The organism is Algoriphagus sediminis (assembly GCF_030403435.1).
In the GTDB taxonomy this organism is placed as follows: Bacteria; Bacteroidota; Bacteroidia; order Cytophagales; family Cyclobacteriaceae; genus Algoriphagus; species Algoriphagus sediminis.
This window is the reverse complement of sequence record NZ_JAUEPH010000001.1, coordinates 473,954-493,769: the sequence shown is the minus strand read 5'-3', so window position 1 is coordinate 493,769 and position 19,816 is coordinate 473,954. Positions and strand designations below refer to the sequence as shown.

General features: G+C 41.2%; 17 protein-coding genes. 1 reads left to right on the top strand and 16 read right to left on the bottom strand.

Features of this window, described 5'->3' with window-relative positions:
* Nucleotides 1–10 precede the first annotated feature (10 nt).
* The 14 genes from QVH07_RS02150 to QVH07_RS02085 form a co-directional block, all read right to left on the bottom strand.
* Nucleotides 11–931: a hypothetical protein gene (locus QVH07_RS02150; RefSeq protein WP_289998483.1), complete on the bottom strand. Its 921-nt coding sequence runs from the start codon at nucleotides 929–931 to the stop codon at nucleotides 11–13.
* A 209-nt stretch (nucleotides 932–1,140) separates the two neighbouring features.
* The gene (gene greB, locus QVH07_RS02145; protein WP_289998482.1) at nucleotides 1,141–1,614 is read right to left on the bottom strand and encodes a transcription elongation factor GreB; all 474 of its coding nucleotides are present in this window, start codon (nucleotides 1,612–1,614) and stop codon (nucleotides 1,141–1,143) included.
* Between the two features lie 34 nt (nucleotides 1,615–1,648).
* The gene (locus QVH07_RS02140) at nucleotides 1,649–2,812 is read right to left on the bottom strand and encodes a cytochrome P450 (RefSeq protein WP_289998481.1); all 1,164 of its coding nucleotides are present in this window, start codon (nucleotides 2,810–2,812) and stop codon (nucleotides 1,649–1,651) included.
* Entirely contained in the window at nucleotides 2,799–4,238 is a 1,440-nt protein-coding gene (locus tag QVH07_RS02135; protein WP_289998480.1) for a Dyp-type peroxidase, read from the bottom strand. Before QVH07_RS02135 ends, QVH07_RS02140 begins: the two co-directional genes overlap by 14 nt.
* Nucleotides 4,220–5,518, bottom strand: a complete 1,299-nt coding sequence (locus QVH07_RS02130) for a hypothetical protein (RefSeq protein WP_289998479.1) — start codon at nucleotides 5,516–5,518, stop codon at nucleotides 4,220–4,222. Before QVH07_RS02130 ends, QVH07_RS02135 begins: the two co-directional genes overlap by 19 nt.
* Before the next feature lie 76 nt (nucleotides 5,519–5,594).
* Nucleotides 5,595–6,734: an NAD-dependent epimerase/dehydratase family protein gene (locus QVH07_RS02125; protein WP_289998478.1), complete on the bottom strand. Its 1,140-nt coding sequence runs from the start codon at nucleotides 6,732–6,734 to the stop codon at nucleotides 5,595–5,597.
* A 170-nt stretch (nucleotides 6,735–6,904) separates the two neighbouring features.
* The gene (locus QVH07_RS02120; RefSeq protein WP_353890976.1) at nucleotides 6,905–7,918 is read right to left on the bottom strand and encodes a pirin family protein; all 1,014 of its coding nucleotides are present in this window, start codon (nucleotides 7,916–7,918) and stop codon (nucleotides 6,905–6,907) included.
* 100 nt (nucleotides 7,919–8,018) lie between these two features.
* Nucleotides 8,019–8,381 carry a hypothetical protein gene (locus QVH07_RS02115; RefSeq protein WP_289998477.1) on the bottom strand — a complete coding sequence of 121 codons (363 nt, stop codon included), beginning with the start codon at nucleotides 8,379–8,381 and terminating at the stop codon, nucleotides 8,019–8,021.
* A gap of 8 nt (nucleotides 8,382–8,389) precedes the next feature.
* Entirely contained in the window at nucleotides 8,390–9,811 is a 1,422-nt protein-coding gene (locus tag QVH07_RS02110; protein ID WP_289998476.1) for a sulfatase, read from the bottom strand.
* A gap of 448 nt (nucleotides 9,812–10,259) precedes the next feature.
* Nucleotides 10,260–10,817, bottom strand: coding sequence for a phosphoribosylglycinamide formyltransferase (purN, locus tag QVH07_RS02105; protein WP_289998475.1), 558 nt, complete (start codon nucleotides 10,815–10,817; stop codon nucleotides 10,260–10,262).
* Nucleotides 10,818–10,901: 84 nt separating this feature from the next.
* A complete protein-coding gene (locus QVH07_RS02100; protein ID WP_289998474.1) occupies nucleotides 10,902–12,143 on the bottom strand; it encodes a glutamate-5-semialdehyde dehydrogenase in 1,242 nt (413 codons plus the stop codon).
* Nucleotides 12,136–13,218 carry a glutamate 5-kinase gene (proB, locus tag QVH07_RS02095; RefSeq protein ID WP_289998473.1) on the bottom strand — a complete coding sequence of 361 codons (1,083 nt, stop codon included), beginning with the start codon at nucleotides 13,216–13,218 and terminating at the stop codon, nucleotides 12,136–12,138. The genes QVH07_RS02100 and proB overlap by 8 nt, the downstream gene beginning before the upstream one ends.
* 79 nt (nucleotides 13,219–13,297) lie before the next feature.
* Nucleotides 13,298–15,430: a polysaccharide lyase family 8 super-sandwich domain-containing protein gene (locus QVH07_RS02090; RefSeq protein WP_289998472.1), complete on the bottom strand. Its 2,133-nt coding sequence runs from the start codon at nucleotides 15,428–15,430 to the stop codon at nucleotides 13,298–13,300.
* A 48-nt stretch (nucleotides 15,431–15,478) separates the two neighbouring features.
* Nucleotides 15,479–16,336, bottom strand: a complete 858-nt coding sequence (locus QVH07_RS02085; RefSeq protein ID WP_289998471.1) for a geranylgeranylglycerol-phosphate geranylgeranyltransferase — start codon at nucleotides 16,334–16,336, stop codon at nucleotides 15,479–15,481.
* Nucleotides 16,337–16,482: 146 nt separating this feature from the next.
* On the opposite strand from QVH07_RS02085, the gene QVH07_RS02080 reads away from it, so the two are divergent.
* Nucleotides 16,483–17,856 (top strand): Gfo/Idh/MocA family protein, encoded by a 1,374-nt coding sequence (locus QVH07_RS02080; RefSeq protein ID WP_289998470.1) that lies wholly within the window; start codon nucleotides 16,483–16,485, stop codon nucleotides 17,854–17,856.
* 12 nt (nucleotides 17,857–17,868) lie between these two features.
* Here the strand turns inward: QVH07_RS02080 and QVH07_RS02075 are convergent, their stop codons facing one another.
* Entirely contained in the window at nucleotides 17,869–18,822 is a 954-nt protein-coding gene (locus QVH07_RS02075) for a carbon-nitrogen hydrolase family protein (RefSeq protein WP_289998469.1), read from the bottom strand.
* 71 nt (nucleotides 18,823–18,893) lie between these two features.
* Nucleotides 18,894–19,760 carry an ROK family protein gene (locus QVH07_RS02070; protein WP_289998468.1) on the bottom strand — a complete coding sequence of 289 codons (867 nt, stop codon included), beginning with the start codon at nucleotides 19,758–19,760 and terminating at the stop codon, nucleotides 18,894–18,896.
* Nucleotides 19,761–19,816: the final 56 nt, after the last annotated feature.

Below are 19,816 nucleotides of genomic sequence, written 5' to 3'. Positions count from 1 at the left end.
TCAATGAAAATCAGGATGAAGAGACGGGGTTAGTCTCTAACTTCTGCCAGGCATCAATATTATCTTGCAATGGTTGCCAATCGGAGTCAAAAGTCTTGGCCGCTTTAACCTTGTAGTCAGCTAAGCAACTTTTACATTTAGAGTGAGCTGGGACATCCTCTTCACAAGGGTACCAGATACTGGTCTCGAAACCAAATTCACAAATCGTCTTACTTTTCCAACCATCCTTACCATAAAAGGCTGACTTAATTGTTCCAGAGGGCCAACCCATGGCTTCCTTATTGTCTTTAGGTGGTCTGCCGTACTTTAATTCCAGCTCCAGTTTACGATTAGTGATATTCTCAGCTTCCTCTGAGGTATGTGGGCCACAAGAAGGGCCTTTTATAGAATCTAACCTCGATTTTCTAATGTTGGCCAGTAGTTCAGTGGCTCTGGTAACATATTTTTTTGCGTATTGCTGAATGTCCTTGGCATATTGAGTCTGTGCCGGATTTGATTGTGAAGGATCTTGTTTTGCCATTTCCTGTAAAACTGCAAAGTGCATACCTGCTCCGACCGCAAAAACCAATAGACTTTGTTGAGCATTTCCTTTTGCCTGAGTTTCATCAGTAAGTGCTGTAAGTGGTCCCATAATGTTCAGGTCTATAGTAGACTCAACATTGCTCAAATAAGCCAATAGACTTTCCTTCGAAGAACCTGAAGCTTTCATGTTGGGGTAGTTAATGGTCATCTCGGAAATAACCCCATCTACCGTACCCTTGATATTGACAATATCGTTTGAAACCAAAGAAATATGGAGGATATTTTTTATGTCCTTCAACATTTCCTTGAAATAGTAGTCGGCACTATGGCCACCAAATATGCTTGAGAAAATTTTTGAAGCTAGTGCAGAAAGTAGGCCCTTGGCCAAAGCAGCTAAAATTGCGCCCATAGTTCTAAAAATTAAAAGGGTTGAACTTAATTACTTTATCAATTTAGCAATTAGTATAATACTTACAAGTTTTAGCAAGATAAACCTAAGGTTTTATGTAGATTGCGTAACCTTCGATCTATCACGATAAATTGTCTTTTTTTAAATAAAGGCTAATCGATCTCTCGCTAAGAGATGCCTTGAATTATCAATCCTAGACAAACCCCAACCTATTTTTCATACTCTATTTTTAAAATTTTCCAGGTCATGCTTGCCGCTGGAGTTTTAACTAAAACCTCATCGCCTACTTCTTTCTTTAAAAGTGCCTGTGCGATAGGGGAATCAATGGAAATCACGTCCTTTCTTCCTATCAGTTCTTCCGAGCCAACTATTCGAAGTCGCTTTTTTAACCCACTCTGGTTTTCGATTTCCACCCAAGCTCCGAACATGACTTTGCCCTCTTGATGTGGATGGTAGCGGATCACTTTAAAATTATCAATGCATCTCCGTAAATAAAGTAAGCGTTTATCAATCTCTCTGAGTCGTTTTTTATTGTAATGGTAATCAGCATTTTCAGAACGGTCGCCCAAACTGGCTGCCCAGGCCACTTTGGCGGTCGTTTCTGGTCGTTCCACCTTCCAAAGATGTTCCAGTTCTTCCTTCAACTTCTCCATTCCTTCCGGAGTGATCATAGGGGTTCTCATAGCCCCGAAATTACATTTCTCTTTGGAAAAATGATCAAGCCCGCTCGAATATCCAACGGTCAGGGAAAGGGCCTTCCTTCATTAGTTTTTCTTTAGGTTTAAGTCCTTTCACTTTTAAAAGGGCTATAAGAATTTCAGGAATGGCTACCAAGTTTATGTAATTTCCAAAACACCGGTGCTGTCCAAATCCAAGGTACATCATATCCTCTACCGGCCGACCGGGAAGGAAATTCTTTGGCTTCTCCACCTGTCTTGGGTCGAACATTGCTGAGTAAGTCATTGCAAAAACAGTTTGTCCGGCTTTAATTCTACGTTTACCTACTTGTTGTTCCTTTTTTGAGAACCGCATAAGCACGGGCATATTAGGTTGGAACCGTAACGCTTCGAGGGCCAATTCTTTCATGGTTTGAGTGTCATTAGATTCGGATGCCCTAATGGCCTTTTTGAGAATTTCCTTTCTTGCGAAAAACTGCTGAATGACATACACGCAGGCTTTGTTAATCGGCTCTAATGTTCCCATTAAAGTTCCTGCAAATTTTCCTGCAATTTCCTCATCCGAGAAAGAAGGAGTTTCACCATCCTGCATTTTGATCAGTCGGTTCAGCATGTTGTCCTCCAGCTCATTTCCTTGGGTAGTTTTATTTTTATTTTCAAGAATGAGGTTTTTGAGATAGGGGAGCATTTCGGAAGAGCTTTGCAAAGCTGCTGATCTTATTTCCGGTTTTTCCTTTAGATCTAAAAAGACATCCCAAAAAATACTTCGGTTCCATCTGAGCATAGAAGTCCTGTCCGGACCAGATGTACCAAAATAATCGCTTATTAAAAGATAAGGAAGCTGCCGAGTGTAATCTTGGACCAAGTCAAATTCTTTTGGAAGATCGCATATAATATTTTCGGCTTCTTTTCGAATAAAACTGGCGATTCTCTGACTGTCCTCTCTTTTGGTAGCGGCTCGAAGAATACTGATATCCCTTTGATATTGTGGACCATCATCCATTCCTAGGATAAAAGGGCCTATGTGACGTTCGATATGCGGGCCATTGATCTCAGCGATAGTAAAATCCTGGTTTCTGTTCAGGACTTCTTTCACATCTTCTGCTCTAAAAACAAATGTGCTGTTTTTCCAACGGAGTACCGGTGTCAATGTCCTACCCAATCCAAGGAGGAATCGTGTAAAGGCTTGTTTAATTAGTAACATCTTTCTGGCTTAAAAATTTCAGTGCTTTTAATCCCGGCATAAAGAAATAGGCCCCACCTTTGATTTCCACATGGCGAGTAAGTCCGTAAATCTTTTGCCGTACTGGGTCTGCTTGAATGGTGAAATCATGTTTTTTGGAGCGATCACGATAGTCCTTAATTCCAAGGACTGGATCAGGATCATTGTAGAGTCCATCAAACTTGGTGTTGTTACACCACATGTGCTGAATAAATTCAAATTGTCGGGCGATGTTCGCATTAAAACAAATGAAATGAAGTCCCCGCTTCTTATCGTCATTAGGCAGATCCTTGATCTTTTCTGCCGAAAAACTCTCGTCCAGTGGTGGGCCATAAATTCTACCTCTACGCAGGATTCGGTGTAGATTGGAAATTTCCACAGAGGCTTCAGGTTTATTGTCGGGAAGAACATCCCTTGGATTTGTTCTTCTCACATGCGATCCCAAAGGACATTTATGCCCAGCCTTATCCCCATTCTTCAGGTATAAGAAATATTTTTCCTTTGGATCAAATGAAGACTCATTCTCTGGGTCCTCTGTCATAGGCTTTCCATTTGGCCATCTTCCTACCATTTTCGAGGCGGTATAAATGCAGGCCGATTCTTCTTTTCCGATTTGTTTAGTTCCCTCTTTTGCCTGTTTCCAGAAGCCTTCCACGTCTTGTTCTAGCTGGCGAAATACCATGTAGGAGCCATTCCTTCCGAAATCTCTGTAACCAGACTCCTTCGAAGCTGGAAGTTGCTGATTTGGGTCATTGATTTCTTTTATCAGAGGAGTGGCTGGTAGCTGATCATAACCGTTTGGATATCCTAAAATAAATTCTCCTTGAGAAACTGTATTTTCTGGTAAATCCGATTTGCTCAAGCCGGGCATTACCGGTTGAGTGATTCCATCTGCAAAACCGAAATGTTCTTTTCCATGTGGATTTGGGGGAGCATCCAGGCTTATGATATGTTCAATCCCATTTTGAGTCCAAAGCGATAGGGTTTCTTCATGTTTCTGAGAAAGCCTTTGCTCCGAAGGAGCGAAAACCATCAAAACAAAATCCAATGCTTTATTATTCGGTCCTCCCCATTCCCAATTTTGGGGTGCGCTTTCTTCGAGATCTCCCAAAACCCGACTTCGAAAATCCGTCGCCATACCTTGTTCAAACTCCACCACAAACCCAAACATCTTAGCATTACAAAGTTTTCTTATCCCCGAATACGTGAAGGCAATCTGGAGACGGAAGTCTGTCGGCTTTGAAATTCCATCCGTAATTTCAGGGATAATATCACTCAGCCAGCTTTTAGCTTTCTCTTGCTCTGTAATGTGGGCCATGAAATACTTGGCATAGCTCATTTCCTTATGTGACCTGATTAGCAGGCCCTGAATGTCTTGAAGTTCCATGCTCACAGTCTTTGTAGCCATTCCTTTGTTTTTTCAGGATTCATCTTTTTGATAAGGCCCTGGCGGATGGCGGTGTTGTTGTTTATGTTTTTGATGGAAGAAGTGGGGTAGGCACTGTACCAGATTTGGGTTGGAATTTGTTTGAATCGTGCCCAAGCTTTAAACTCTGCTGAGTGTCTTGCTCCGTTTCGAATCAAATTTTTGGTAGGGGGGAAGCCGACTGTGTTTGACCAAACTCCTGTGAGCCCTACTGCCGCACGATCCACGAATTCACCCAGATAGGACTCCCAGCTTCCGTCGTAATTACTAAAAAACAAGAGCCTCCGACCTTTATCTATAATCACCCATCGGGCAAAATGAATGGATTGAATTCCGGCCAGATTACCTTTGTTGTAAACCCTGCTTGCTAGAAGATTAATGGCCCAAAGAACAAATTTAAGGGTGTAAAGGCGAATGACTCCTGGCTTAATTTCAACGAGGTGAGTAAGCTGATTTTGAACTTTAAAGTCTTCCTTTTTCATGAGAACCGCTACTTCTGATGGATCCTGCCTTGCAGCAATAAATGCTTCTTCATCCTTTTTCTCCAAAACTCTAAGCTGAATCCACCAGCCTCCTAAAAACAAGAATAAAAAGGTCGGAATGATGTAAGAGGGAATAGGAAGAATTATTATCAGTGCCAATAGTGCTGCCAAAACCGCCAATGCCTGGAATCTAAGTGTGATGCCCCCGAATTGCTGGTTGAACTCTTTTTTGTAAGGTGAAAAGGCCCAGGCAAAACTTGGGTCCTTTTTGATCTCATCAAAGAGTTTTGTCTTTATTTTATCACCATTTTCGGATTTGCTTCCTTGGAGTAAACCCTGAATTTTTTTCCAAAGAGACTGTTCCTGATGAATTTGCGCAACCTTTCTTCCTGCTGTTCCCCTATAAAATGCCGGAATGGATATTCTATTTTTCTTAAGGTAGTGTAGGAGGTGTTGGGAGAATTTTTCTTTCGGCGCACCTTCGCAATGACTATAAATCTGAAATAAACCGTCAAGATTACTGGAGCAAAGATCTTCCAGATGGGGGATTAGCTTCCCATCGAAATTAGTAGAAAGTACCAGCTGAGCTGCAATTCTTTCCTCATTGATCGTAGTCTCGTCTAAAATAACCCAGCGTAAAAAATGGACAGTCCTAAACGAGGCAAAGGATACCACCGGATTTTCATTGATGTCCCGCCCGATTGCTTCTAAAAGTGAACGCAACTCATTGACCTTGTCAGCTTGAATTCTGGTGATAACCGTGAGTCCTCTTTGTCTCATGGTTCTCTTTAAAATCTATGTTAAGTATAAAAAATGTTTCTGACTTTGTTGAATTATCTACCTTATAATCTGTGGTTTACCTTTGTTTCCATTTTGTAAGAATATCTTCCTCCTTCTTCATAAAAGATCGCTCACCATTAAGGATATTGTCTCTTCTTTCCTGTTCTACAGCGTCTGAATACCACCATTTATGAGTATCCTGTACTGTTTGGGCCAAAGGCCTGAATTCGAGACCTGCTGCTTTAGCCTTGCTATTATCGCTTTTCGACATTCCTGCATACTCGGGTAGCTGAATCACCCATGGCTGAAGCCCGATTATTCCATTTTCCTGTAAAAAACCAAGGTCGTCAATTTGGGTGTATCGAACAGGAGAATTGAAGCAGGCATGTATCCCATGCACGAAGGCATCAGTCGTCATTTCGAATCCCGGTCCTGAAGCATTATATGTTCCAGCAGCTTTTTCTTCAAGTAATCTTATCATCCACTCAGCTAAGTCCCTTACATCAATGTACTGGACGACCTCATCTCTACTTCCGGGAATAATAATATCTCCTCCTTTTTCTATCCTGGCCATCCAATAGGGAAATCGATCGGTGCGGTCCCCAGGACCAACAATTAAAGTCGGACGAACAATAATGGATCTGTCTTTTCCGAAAGAGTCAATAGTGGCTAACTCAGAAGTTGCTTTCATCACTCCAAACTCATAATTAGCCTTTTCTGATTCTGTAGCATCCGCGGGAATTTCAGTAACCACCGGGCGATTTTCAGTGAAATCATTACCGTAAAATGGATAGAAAACACTCAAAGAAGAAGTGTACATGTAGTAGCCTACCTTGTCCACCAGAAGCTTTGCCGAATCCTCGGTCCATTTGGTTCTTCGTCCTGAGTTATCGATCACCACATCCCATTTTCTGCCTTTGAGCGCTTCAAGGTCATTTTCTCGGTCCCCAACTAGCTTTTCAACTTTTGAAAATAGCTTTTCGTGAGTGGAAGGCACCGTTCTTCCCCTTGTGAAAATTGAAACTTCATGTCCTCTCTCCAGAGCATAAGCTACTTGATGAGGCCCCAGAAACCCTGTGCCCCCCAGGATCAAAATTTTCATTTTTTCAGGCTTATCCTTCTTGCTTGTTGGACTGGAAAATGCATCGGCTCCCAAAAGTGGAGTAAGTCCCAGAGCTATGCTGGACTGAATAAATTGGCGTCGGTTCTTTTTCATTTGCTGCTGGTTTGGATGATTAATCTACATAAAGCCGAGACAAAACAGAAAACCCTTTAACTTATTTTGAACTCTAACTAGGCAGTGATCCTCGATATGTGAATTAATTCAAGCAGAAAAAGAGTGGGTAAAAAAAATCCCCTTCAAAATAGAAGGGGATGCTAACTGTCTTATTTTAGTTCTTCTCTACCATCCGCGTGGAGGGCAAAGCGACCTTTATCTCTCGGGTGAGCGACCTCTCTCTCATTCCAAGGCCATCCACCGAATTGGGTGCGTCCATACTCCCTCATGGTTTGCTGGATTTCTTCCACAGTATTCATCACGAAGGGTCCATGTTGAACTACTGGTTCTCCAATTGGCTTTCCTTCCAAAATCAAAAAGAATGATTCCTCATCTCCATTTTTTATGGTAACATCCGAATCTGCTTTTGCCTCGATAATGCTTTTTACTTGAATAGACCTGCCCTCTATCTGGATATTTTTCCCGCGATAAAAGAAGATGGTTCTATTGGCACCAGCCAATGTCGCGGGGAGAGTCCATTCTGCACCGGCTTCCATTTTCAAGGTGAATACCCCAACTGCATTTTCAGGATTGGAAGCCCAGGAATTAGGAGTAGGGTCAAGAGCCTCAACGTCTCCAATATTCCCTGCAATTATATCAATGGTTGATTTCTTACCATTCTCATCTACATGATTTATCACCGGAATGTCTTCTCTCCAAAGCATTTTAAAGTGAGCTTCGACCATTTTGGAGGCTTTTGGAAGATTTAACCAGATCTGGAAAATTTCCAAGGGGTTTCCTTTATCTTCATTCACCAGTGGGAACATCTCGGAGTGCTGAACACCTCGACCAGCGGTCATCCATTGCACATCTCCTTCCATAAATCTTCCTGCGGCACCAAGGGAGTCTGAATGGTCGACTACGCCTTGTTTGTTTATGGTAATCGTTTCAAATCCACGATGAGGGTGATATGGAAATCCGGGGATATCGGAACCATGATACATGCTCCAGCCGTCTTTTCCCTGGAAGTCCTGACCTATATTTCTTCCTCGCAAATGCTCAGAACTAGGTCCCATTTTGGTATTTCCTTCAGGGTAATTATCTAAATGATAGGCACAAAAAAGAAAAGGGTCTTGAGTTTCCCAGGGGAAACCAAGGGGTTTGATGTTTTTTATTGCAGTCATTAGGATTTTGGATTAGTTGTTCAAATAAACAGAATAATCCATTTTTTCAGGAAGAGGTTCATTTTTGCCCTAAGTTGGCTTTAGCCTCCGCCCATGACTGCTACTTCTTATAAATCAGTTTCCTTAAATGACTTCCAACATAAGCTGCCGCGACGCTGATTCCGAGGACAATAATAAACTCCAGTCCAAAAAGGCTATGGCTACTCGAATCAAGAATCATGTCAAAAATAAATCTACCTAAAAAGGCAACCATGACCCCGATGACTACAAACATGGCAATCTTCCAATTAGATTTTTTCAAGAAAATGGTCATGAGAAGGGAGGCCAGAAAAGTACATACCGCCAACACCAAATAAATAGGGATTCCCAGGAGGTTGGTGTCATTGTAGGGGTTAAACCAAAATGAAATAACTCCAGCTAGGAAGCCTGCTCCCAAAACAGTGATATTATGATTCTTTTTCATGCCAGAATTTAATCAAAAATCTCTATCAACTTAATTTTTTTACTCATGATCTTGCGAAGAGAATCCACCAATTGAGGTCTTTGACCTGCAAGGTTCCTTGTTTCCTTTTCGGCTGTTGAATGATCGTATAATTCGATGTAACCGTCAGAATGCTGGATGATTCTATAAGTTTCACTTCGCAAAGTGAAGGCATTGGGGGTATAGCCAAAAACTGCATGTCCCTCGCTTTCTGGATGCCTAAGATTTTCCACCAGTGAAACCCCTTGGACAAAATCTGGAGTTTCTATTCCGCTTAATTCACAGAGTGTTGGAAATAAATCCACAGTTTCAACGAAGGCATCTGACTTAGCACCTCTTCGGTTCATTTCGGGGTATAGGATGATAAGTGGTGACCTTAAAGACTCATCAAAAAGACTATGCTTTCCCCAAATGCCATGTTCTCCCAAATGCCACCCGTGATCTCCCCAAAGGATTATAACGGTATTTTCAGCTTCTCCCGAATCTTCAAGAGCCTTTAAAATCTTGCCCAACTGCGCATCTGCATAGCTTATGGCTGCTGCGTAATGCTTTCTGACTTCATCTGCAAAAGCCGAATCAGTGACTGGGTCTTTATCCCAAAGGTTATATCTCCTGAATTCTCCTGAGCCATGCCATGTACTTCGGTGTTCAGGTTTGCTCGGATGTAGAATAGGTGGAAGCTTAATATTCTTATAATGCTCCATATATTCGGCTGGAGACCCAAAGGGCAAATGAGGTTTTATCAGACCCACCGTTAAAAAGAAAGGGTTTTCGGCTTTCGCCAAACCTTGGATTTGCTCGACGGCTTTTTCCGTAATCAGTCCATCAGGATAATCTGTGTCCTCCGAATCCACAGATTGGAAAACGTCCATTTCACTTGAAATTTCTCTGGTTTCACCAAAGGCTAATCCATGCATAGCTCCTCGAGGATCTTCCCATTCTCCAGTAGGCATGAGATTGATATTCCATGATTTGGGCATCTCCAGCAGATTAGCATCATTCCATCTTTCTCCACCCATTCCTCCTGGGTGGTGGGAAACCTTTCCAATAGAAGCGGTAGTGTAACCATTGGACTTAAACCATTCCGGAAGGCTTGGATCTACTTTTTCACCATCACCTTGAAATTTCGACCTTTGAAAGATTGCGTCATTTCCGGCAGGTCCATATTTACCCATCAGAAATGTATATCTAGACGGACCACAGCTAGGGGAATTGACAAAGTGGTTGACAAATGAAATTCCCTCCGAAGCCAAATGGTCAATATTGGGAGAGTGAATATAATCCACTCCGAAAGACTTGAGCTCAGGTCGCAAGTCATCCACCATGATGATTAGAATATTAGGTAGTTTTTCCTCAAAACCAATGACTAGGATTGATAATGCAAGGAGCAAAGAATGGAAAAATAAATTCATATTAGGTTCATAGTCTTTTATTGAAAAAATGAAGTAAAAAAGAACTGGGAATAACCCCGGTTTCAATTTGAGTGCTAAGGTTAATAATTGTCTCCATCGCAATGACAATTTCGATTAAGAGATCAGATTTTTTATCCAATGCCTTTAAAATATCTCTTTTTACTTGGCTGCGTCGGCTTTGATTACAAAAGTCTCAGTAATTTTTGTGTTCTGGGAAATTCCTTTGCTGAAGCTTCCGTACAAAGTACTGTAACAAGGGTATATCCCATGAGCAAAGTTTTCAATTTAAAAGTGAATATTCGTCAAGATGATTTCAGTCAAATGCTTTTTTCTATTTTTATTTATAGGATAATTTTATCCTTTGCTTTGCCTTTTTCTCAAAAAATCATTAGGGTTAATTTTCCTTAGAAAGAGCCCTTGCCATTCCATTAGTTTGGCATACACATTATTATAGAAGGCTTTCTATAACTTCAGGGAAATATTGATGTTCAAGCCTATGAACTTTGGCTGCGATGGCCTCTGGATCATCAGAAGGATCAATCTCAGTTGCTGCTTGAAAAATGATTTTTCCTTCATCGAAATTCTCATTCACTAGGTGAATTGTGATTCCTGTATGGCTTTCTCCAGCATCTTTGACCGCTTGATGAACATTCATTCCATACATTCCTTTTCCACCAAACTTTGGAAGCAAAGCAGGATGAATATTGACCATTCTTTCCGGAAATGCCAGAATTAGACTTTCTGGAATTTTTAATAAAAAACCAGCCAGAATAATCCAATCAATCCCTGCATCCTGAAGCTTTTCTAGAACCAAACCATCCTCCATTTCGGTTTTGCTGAAAGTGAAGGTGGGAACGCCGAATTTTTTTGCTCGCTCCAGTGCATACGCATCGCCCTTATTTGAGGCCAATAATGTCACTTCCCCTTTATCAGAATTTTTAAAAAACTCCATGATTTTTTCGGCATTGGTTCCACTTCCGGAAGCTAGGATTGCTAATTTCTTCATGTCTTGTTCAGATTTGGGTCAAAGTTTAAAAGTAATTTCAAAAGACATTAGAAGAAATCAAAAGGCGAAAAATAAACTTTTGATTTATGGGCGTATTTGACCTTCACCTATCACTTTCCATTTGTAAGTAGTCAGTTCATTAAGTGCCATGGGCCCCCGTGCATGTAGCTTTTGAGTACTAATCCCGATCTCAGCCCCTAATCCAAATTGGGCCCCGTCAGTAAATGCTGTGGAGGCGTTCACATATACTGCCGCTGCATCAACTTCTTGAAGAAATCGGTTAATCGAATGCTCATTGGTCGAAATAATTGCTTCTGAATGTTTTGATGAAAAGTGCTCTATATGATCCAGTCCCTCATCTAAATCTTTGACGGTTTTTATGGATAGCTTTAAGCTTAGAAACTCCGTACCAAAGTGCTCCACCCTTGCCCTTGAAATGGAAGGATGAGAACCCAAGGCTTCAAAGGAATCTTTATCTGCATAAACCTGTACACCATTTTTAATCAGGGGTTCAAGTATTTCATTCAAATTCGTGAGCTGTGATTCATGAACGATCAGGCAGTCCAATGAATTGCAAACACTCGGTCTGCGGGTTTTGGCATTAAGTATTATGGCCTTTGCTTTTTCCAGATCGGCTTGGTGATCAAGAAATGTGTGAACGATTCCTGCCCCAGTTTCGATTACAGGTACTTTCGCTTTATCCCGAACGAAGGAGATCAGATTTTGTGAGCCTCTGGGAATAATGACATCAACGTAACCAAAAGCCTCCAAAAGTTCTTTGGTGGCTTCTCTTTCCGCAGGTAGAAGCTGGAAGGCTTCCCTGGGAATTCCGTTTCTTTCCAGTACTCTATGGATGAGAAGCATGATTGCGATATTCGAAAATTCCGCGTCTGAACCACCTTTCAGCAAAAGTCCATTTCCAGATTTTAGCGCTAAAGCAAATACGTCAAAAGTGACATTAGGTCTGGATTCATAGATAATCCCTAAAACCCCCAATGGAACCGATTCTTTTTTTATCACCAGTCCATTTTCAAGTGTCTTTTCTTCCAAAACTTTATTCAAAGGCGAAGGCAGTGCAGCTACATTTCTTAACTCTTCGCATATCCCCGAAATACGATCTGAGTTCAATTCCAACCTGTCACGCATGGGGTTATCCAAACTCATTCTATCCAGATCTCTGCGGTTCTCAGCCACCAAAAACTCCGATTGTTCCAAGGTGAGGTCAGCTAGTTCGTTCAAGACTTTCTGAAATATTGCATCACTAAATGACAGCAGCTTTTTACTTGATTTTTTGGTCTCTTCAAATATGAATTGGTATTTACTCATCCTCAAACAGGTATAAATAGTTGTAATGAATTAGTGCTTTTTGTTTTTGATGGCCAATTCGTTCTTTTGCCAGGCTTGAACCATATTCCGCTCTTCCTAAGCCCAGAGCATTATCCTCCTCATCACAAATCTTCAGAATATCTCCCCTGACAAAATCACCTTCAATTTTTACCACACCCACTGGCAATAAACTTCTTATTACATCCGAATGTAATGACTTTTTAGCACCAGAATTGATCACCACGGTTGCTTTGTAATAAGATTCCCCATGAGCGAGCCATTTCTTTGCTCCCTGCTTGGTAATCTTTGGTTCAAACCAGGTGAATACTGCTTTTCCCTCTAAAATATTGGGTAAGATATTGTCTTTGGTACCATTAGCAATGACTACTTGGGTCCCCAGATTCGCGGCTTTTTTTGCCATGGTATATTTACTCATCATCCCACCTCTCCCAAAAGAGGATTTGGTTGGTGAAATCAGATCTTTTGATATTCTCGATTCAGAATTCACTTTTAAAATCAATTTTGAATCCGGGTTTGAAGGATCACCATCATAAATTCCATCCACATTACTTAAAAGAATTAGGGTATCGGCATTAATCATAGCCGCTACTAAACTGGCAAGCTCATCATTATCCGTAAACATCAGCTCCGTGATCGCAATGGTGTCATTTTCATTAATGATTGGGATAACCCCTTCCTCCAAGAGTCCTTCGAGGCAGTTCTTCATATTCAGAAAATGCTTTCTGTCTCTGAAGTCTTCCTTGGTTACCAGTATTTGCGCACAGTGCAAACCCTGTTTTCCAAAAAGCCTCTGATACTCATGAATTAGCTCTATCTGGCCAATTGATGCCCAAAGCTGTTTTTTGAGAACTGCGTTAAGCTTCTTCTTTGGTTTCAGTATTTGTCTCCCAAAAGCAACAGCACCTGAACTTATCAGGATCACTTTTTTTCCTAGATCCTGAAGTGTTTTTACCTGATATACAAGATTTTCCATCCTGGATAAATCAGGATTACTATCAGATTGGGTCAAAACATTGGATCCGATTTTAATTGCTATAATTTTACTACGCTTCAACTAGGAAATGTTTTTTAGAAATTATCTAAACGATTGGAAATAGGAATACTTATGGGTTTCCTTGGAAACTCTGAAAAGTTTAAAGTGAAAATGTTTCGGATAGGGTGGACCCGGCGAGGTCACCTTCTGGTAATTCAAATTTTATGGTCTTTGATTTGGATCCAAATTTTACCCTTATACTTACCTCGCCTTTAATTAATTGGGTAGGTTCAGCAACATGAAGTTCCCATTCCTCATTCGATTTTTTCTTCAATTGAAGAATTAAAGGATGACTTACGCTAACTGAGTTCTCATCCCAATCAAAGCTAGATTTCTCATAGAAAACCATCCCATAAAGCTCAGTTCTCTCATCTTTCACCACTTGGGCAAAGGTTTTATTGCTTAAGACTTCTATCTGATCAACGGGTTTTTCTCCAGCAGCAGATTGATTTGGAACTCCCGGTGCAAGTATGTACTCATAGGAGTTATATTGTGGCTTAACCCCATGATCTATATACAAATTGAAAATCTCCAAATCGATTGGGTCTTTGGAACCGTTTTTGGTGATCTCGGACCACGAACCATCCTGTTTTTGAGCGGATAGGACCACATTTTGCTCTTTGGGAAAATAGTACCCAACTCCATCATGATAAATCCATTTTACGGGGTCAGAAAACTGTGTGAGGCCTTTATCCATTTTTTTGAAACCAGCTCCGCTATCAGCCCAGACATCTCCTCGTAACTTCACCTGATTGATATTCGTGGCGATTTTTTCGGTTCGGCTGGATCCAATACCTGTTCCCAGACATACGATCAAATCATCGAAGAAAAACCAGGATTTTCTCGCTTGAGTACTATAATCATCCATCAAAAAGGCGGAAATACCATTCAGTCCATCGCTCACTCCTCCTACATAATCTGCTTTACCCGGTTCGGCAACCCAATTGGTTCTTTTCTTCAGTTTTTTATTTTCGGGCGTAGTGGTTCCAGGGATTCTGTACCACTGCCAGTTCGGAAAAACATTATAGTACTCATCCCCCTTCACAGCAATTGTCATTGCTCCTTCGGTCATCCACTGTGGAGAAAGATTCACTCCGTTTCCGGATTCGGTTCGTATGGTTCTTTTCGATGCCACATTCACGCTTACCATGAATTCTGGGCGATGATGAATGATGTAATCTGATCTCCAGTAATATGTGTTGGAGGGTTTTACACCTTCTCCTGGATCTGCTTTCCCTTCAATTCTAGCTATAGCTTGATTATACTCCTCGCGATGCTCGTCAATATCTATATCCCTAATTTGCTTGACCAAAGCGGAGCTCGTTCGCACATTATTTTTTACTGCCACTCCTCTCCCCAAAACGGCATGATCTACATATCTTCCCCGGATTACATTGAGGTATCCATTTCTCATAAAATCAGAAATCAAGGCAATCTTCTCTGGAGCGATCGCGAACTGCGTTCCTTTAGTATACACCGCCACGTTTCTAATGCCTAGCAAATACTCTCGCCCGTAGCCATGAATGTACAGTTCCGGACCATGGGCATGAAAAGACATATCCCTTTGAATTCCATCTCCAGTTGTGATTTTGATGGACTTGGAAACTTCAGATATTGCTTCATCCATTAATTCCGGATTGTCCGTTAAGACTGCCTGCATTATCATATGTTGGGCAATATCTGTAAGGTTAGAGCCTTCCGAACCTGGACTTTTATAAATCGAAACCGTTTTATTCATCCACTCCAGCAATCCTTTTTCTTGTTCTTCTGAAATACCATTTTCAGCCTTTCTTAGCGCGATGAGTATTTGACCTATCTCTTTTGGAAGACTGATACTGGTCCACCACCAGTTGTCTGATGTGGGTTCTGGGGACAGATTATTCCAAAAATCGATTGCACTGAGGATTTTGGTATGGACCTCTGGGCTTTTGTTGTATTTACTATCAGTTCGCGTGTATGCTTTGGTCAGTGAACCTAGTCGTTTGATGTGCTTGTCTGGGTCCCAACCCGTCATCGATTTGGAACTATATTCTAGGTCCGGCCAGGAACCATCTGCTTTTATATCTTCAAGGTAGCTTGCCACCCTTTCGTCCAGGTCTTCGGTACCCATGGACTTCTGATATTCATCAAAAACCCGATTTGCAATGATTTCATAGTCTGACTCCTGAGAGAAAACAGAGTTTGAGAATAACTGAAAAACGAGAATGACTAAGAGAGATAAAAATGTCTTCATGGAATTAAATAATTGCTTGAAATACATAAAAATAGAGAATTTGACGGATTAAAGGAATGCCATACTGATTGTTCCGATCAGCATTAAGATTTTGGCATATTTACTGAGCTCAGTAAAGTGCTCTCTACGATCTCCCAGATAAATTTTATATAAGAAGTAGAGGAAGAAAATCCCTAGGCCACCAAAATACAAGTAGAGGTCTTTTTGATTTAGGGCCAATGTGATGAGTATGATGGAAACTACAAAGCAGAAAGCGATTACAAAGATCACTTCCTTGGTTTTTCGAAATCCAATCGCAATTGGGAGTGTTCTGCAGCCATGTTTTCTATCCCCCTGCCTATCTTCTATGTCCTTAATTATTTCCCGAATTAGGTTCAGGTAAAAGGCAAAAACAGCATAAGTGAAAATCAATAATTCTGATTTCTGGTAATAAATCCCGACCATAAATATGGCCAAAGCTGTCAGCAAAGCCACTACAAAATTCCCGATAAATGGCCTTCTTTTTAGCTCATTACTGTAAAGCCATAGTAAAAAAGCCGCTGCAAAATTTACCAATGCGATTCGCGGGGAGACAAGGTAGCCAAGTCCAATTCCACTAAAGTTTAAGAAAGTGTGAAGAACTATGATTACTCTTCTTTTGATAGTTTTCCCCACAATGACTTCGTTTGGACGATTGACATAATCTATCTTCACGTCATAGTAATCGTTGATCATATAACCGGCAGCAGTAATGATCAGGGTGGAAAGGATCAAAAGATAAAGTTTGGGATCTGCCGCTACAGGATTCCCATTTTGGTCTGTTATCACGAGAAAGTAGGCCGCCATGAATTGGGCAAAAGCCACCATCAACAAATTGATAGGGCGGCTTATTCTAAATAGGCCTTTCATCGAGATTGCAGTTTCCATAAAATAGGTTTGAGAATCTAAATTAATTCAATTCAGGGTCTAATTCTCCATTTGTTGCCATTTATCCTTAAGAAATTCCTATAAGCTGAAAAGGCTCCTTTGATTGAAGGATTTCCTGTATATTCTGACTTTAAATGCTTTTACCTATGACAGAAGATCAGAAACAATCAAGACGTAATTTTATCGCTACCTCGGTGTCTCTTTTGGCAGGTTCTTTTTTTGTACATCCAGTTGCGGAAGCTTTAAGCCTTTGGTCTGAAAAGACTGAAAAAATGAAGATCGCCCTGGTGGGAACAGGAATCAGGGGGTGTGGAATGTTTGGTAGAGATGTCAAGAGGGTTTACGATGATTTGGTGGAGTTCGTGGGACTCTCTGATATAAATGAAGGTCGCCTTGCCTATGCTAAGGAGTTTATTGGTGTGGATTGCCCTACTTTTTTGGATGCTGATCAGATGATTGCTGAAGCAAAACCCGACCTTCTCATTGTCACCACAATGGATAGTACTCATCACGAATACATCATAAAAGGCCTAAATGCAGGAATGAATGTGATTTCTGAGAAGCCTATGACCACGGATGAAGCTAAGTGTCAGGCAATTCTCGATGCCGAACGAGCTTCCGGAAAGAGGTTGATTGTAACCTTTAATTATCGGTATTCACCTCATCGTCAAAAACTTTTTGAACTCCTTCGCGATGGTTCTATTGGTGATTTGACCTCCGTAGATTTTCACTGGTATCTGGATGTGTACCATGGCGCAGATTATTTCCGAAGATGGCATAGAAAAAAGGAGTTTGGGGGAACCCTTCTTGTTCATAAGTCTACCCACCATTTTGATCTTTTGAATTGGTGGATTGATTCTGATCCTGAAGAAGTTTTTGCCTATGGCAAACTTGAATTCTATGGGAAAAATGGTCCTTTCCGAGGGACTACCTGCCGGGGATGTGAATTCAAAGAGAAATGTAATTTTCATTGGGATATCACAAGAAATGAACATCTCGTGAATCTTTATGTAAAAAATGAATCCTATGATGGATATCATCGTGATGGATGTGTATTCCGTGAGGATATTGATATCTACGATAAGATGGCTGTGCAAATCAAGTATAAAAATGAGGTTCAGGTGAGTTATTCCCTCACTACTTATTCACCTTATGAGGGCTATAGGATTGCATTCAACGGAACCAAAGGAAGGCTTGAAGCCTGGATCAAGGAAAGACAACCATGGGAAGAGCCTTCTCAGGATGACATCTATCTAACCACCAATTTTGGCGAACGCAAAAAAATCGTAATTCCACATGGTGGAGGTGGACATGGTGGAGGAGATACCCGTCTGAAGGATAAACTATTTAAGGATCCTAATATGGCAGATCCCTATCGCCAATCAGCAGGGAGCAGGGATGGAGCAATGTCGATTTTGGTAGGAATTGCCGCTAGAAATAGTATTGAATCCGGTAGGCCCGTTCGAGTTCAGGATTTGACAGATATTCCTTTAGAAGAGTCCGGTAGGGGACAGGGTTAGAAGAGTTGAGTTTCAGTCAAAGTCAACTGAGTGCTGCCTCTCCCGATTAACATGAAGGCGCAGAACATCTGGGCGTGAATAATGTCCTACAGGGTCAAAGTTCTGCCTTTCTTCCAAAACACGATTAAAATCCAAAGTTTCATAAAGAAGTCCTTCAAAATCAGCTTTGGGCTCAAGAATCCAGTTGCCATCCGGGCCAGCAATGCAACTACCTCCATTTGCGAGCACTTCTGGTGATTTTGCCAGGATCTTTTCGAGGTGAGGAGTTTCAGAGGGGAAATCTGTTTTTCTCATGATGCTCGAAACAGAGATAACAAAAGAGCGTGATTCTTGAGCAATCATTCGGGTGATGTTTTCGGTATTTCGAACTGCTCCCGGCCAAACGGCCACGTGCAGATTTTCACCCAATCCATAAAGTGCGGTCCTGGCCAGTGGCATCCAGTTTTCCCAGCAATTCAAACCTCCAATAGAAAAATTCTTCAACGGGTGAACCTGGAGTCCATTACCATCACCTGGTGACCAAGTTAGTCGTTCGTCGTAGGTAGGTTGAAGCTTTCTGTGAACGGACTTAATTTCGCCATTCGAGGAAATATAAACTAAAGAACAATAAAGGCTATGCCCTCCACGGTCTGAAGGGCGCTCAATGATTCCCAGATAAACAGCTATACCCTTTTCTTTCGAGAGAGCTTGTATTTCTACCAGGTCGCCTTTTTCAATCTGCACGGCTTCTCTCGCATAGTGAGCATGAATTTCTTTTTGAATTGAATCATCCCAAGCTGTACCATTGGTAATAGGTAGCCAAAAGGGATATCCTGGAACCAGCCCTTCTCCAAAAATCACCAATTCTGCTCCATGATCAGATGCCTCTGAAATGGTTTGTTTTACTTTTTCAAGAGTTTGAGATTTTCTTAGCCAAACAGGAGAAATTTGTGCGAGGGCAACCTTTAGCAGATTTGAATCAGACATAAGTTCTTTTTTGTCCCAATTAAAGCATTTCGATTTAGGAACGAATCAAAAAATGAGTAAAGAAGTAATTGCTATTTGACGGCAGGGATAATTTCCACCTCATCCTCGACTAATGCTACAGCGCCATGAACTGCTGTTTCATCGAGCTCTGAAATCAGAATCTTAGTCCTTTGTATTACCTGAGGGTATCTGAAGTCTTTTAGAGATTCAAAAAGTGATTCCTGAAAATGTGGGTAGGTCTTTCGAATAGAACCGCCTAATACAATGGCCTCAGGAGCAAAGGCATATAAAATATGTTTTATCAAAGCCCCCAAGTGCTTTCCATATTCATTAAAAGCGCGGATGGCTATTAAATCTCCCTTTTCCGCCTTTTTAGCCAGAGTTTTTGGCTTTTCTTTATAGACCTGATTAAAGAATTTTCCACTGCAGTAATATTCAAAATCGTGGTCCAGATACGGTGCGCTGCACCATTCTCCGGCTGCAGAGAAAACACCTGAATACAAGTGTCCGTTGATCACTATTCCCCCACCTACACCAGTTCCGAGGGTAATTCCAACCAGGTTCTTATATGGCCTTCCTACCCCATATTTTTGCACTCCGAGTGCAAAGCAGTTGGCATCATTATTTATAAAAACAGGCTTTCTAAATCGGTTCTCCAGGAACTCCCTTAAATGAACATGTTGAAATGCAGGAATATTGGAGAGATTCAGTACAATACCATTTTCAACATCGACCAATCCAGGAATTCCAATTCCTATCCCTAACAAGTCGTGATGCATAAAACCCTCAATGAATTCTGCAATTGCATTTAAAACTACTTCCTGGGACTCATTGGCCGGGGTGGGTATGGATCTCACCTCTTCCAAATGTCCATCCACGAGAACCCCTGCTACAATGCCGGTTCCTCCGATGTCAATTCCCAGGATTGGTTGTTTCATTGATTAAACTCTAAAATGATTTTACTTGTAAGGCTTACTTTCTATTACCCGATATT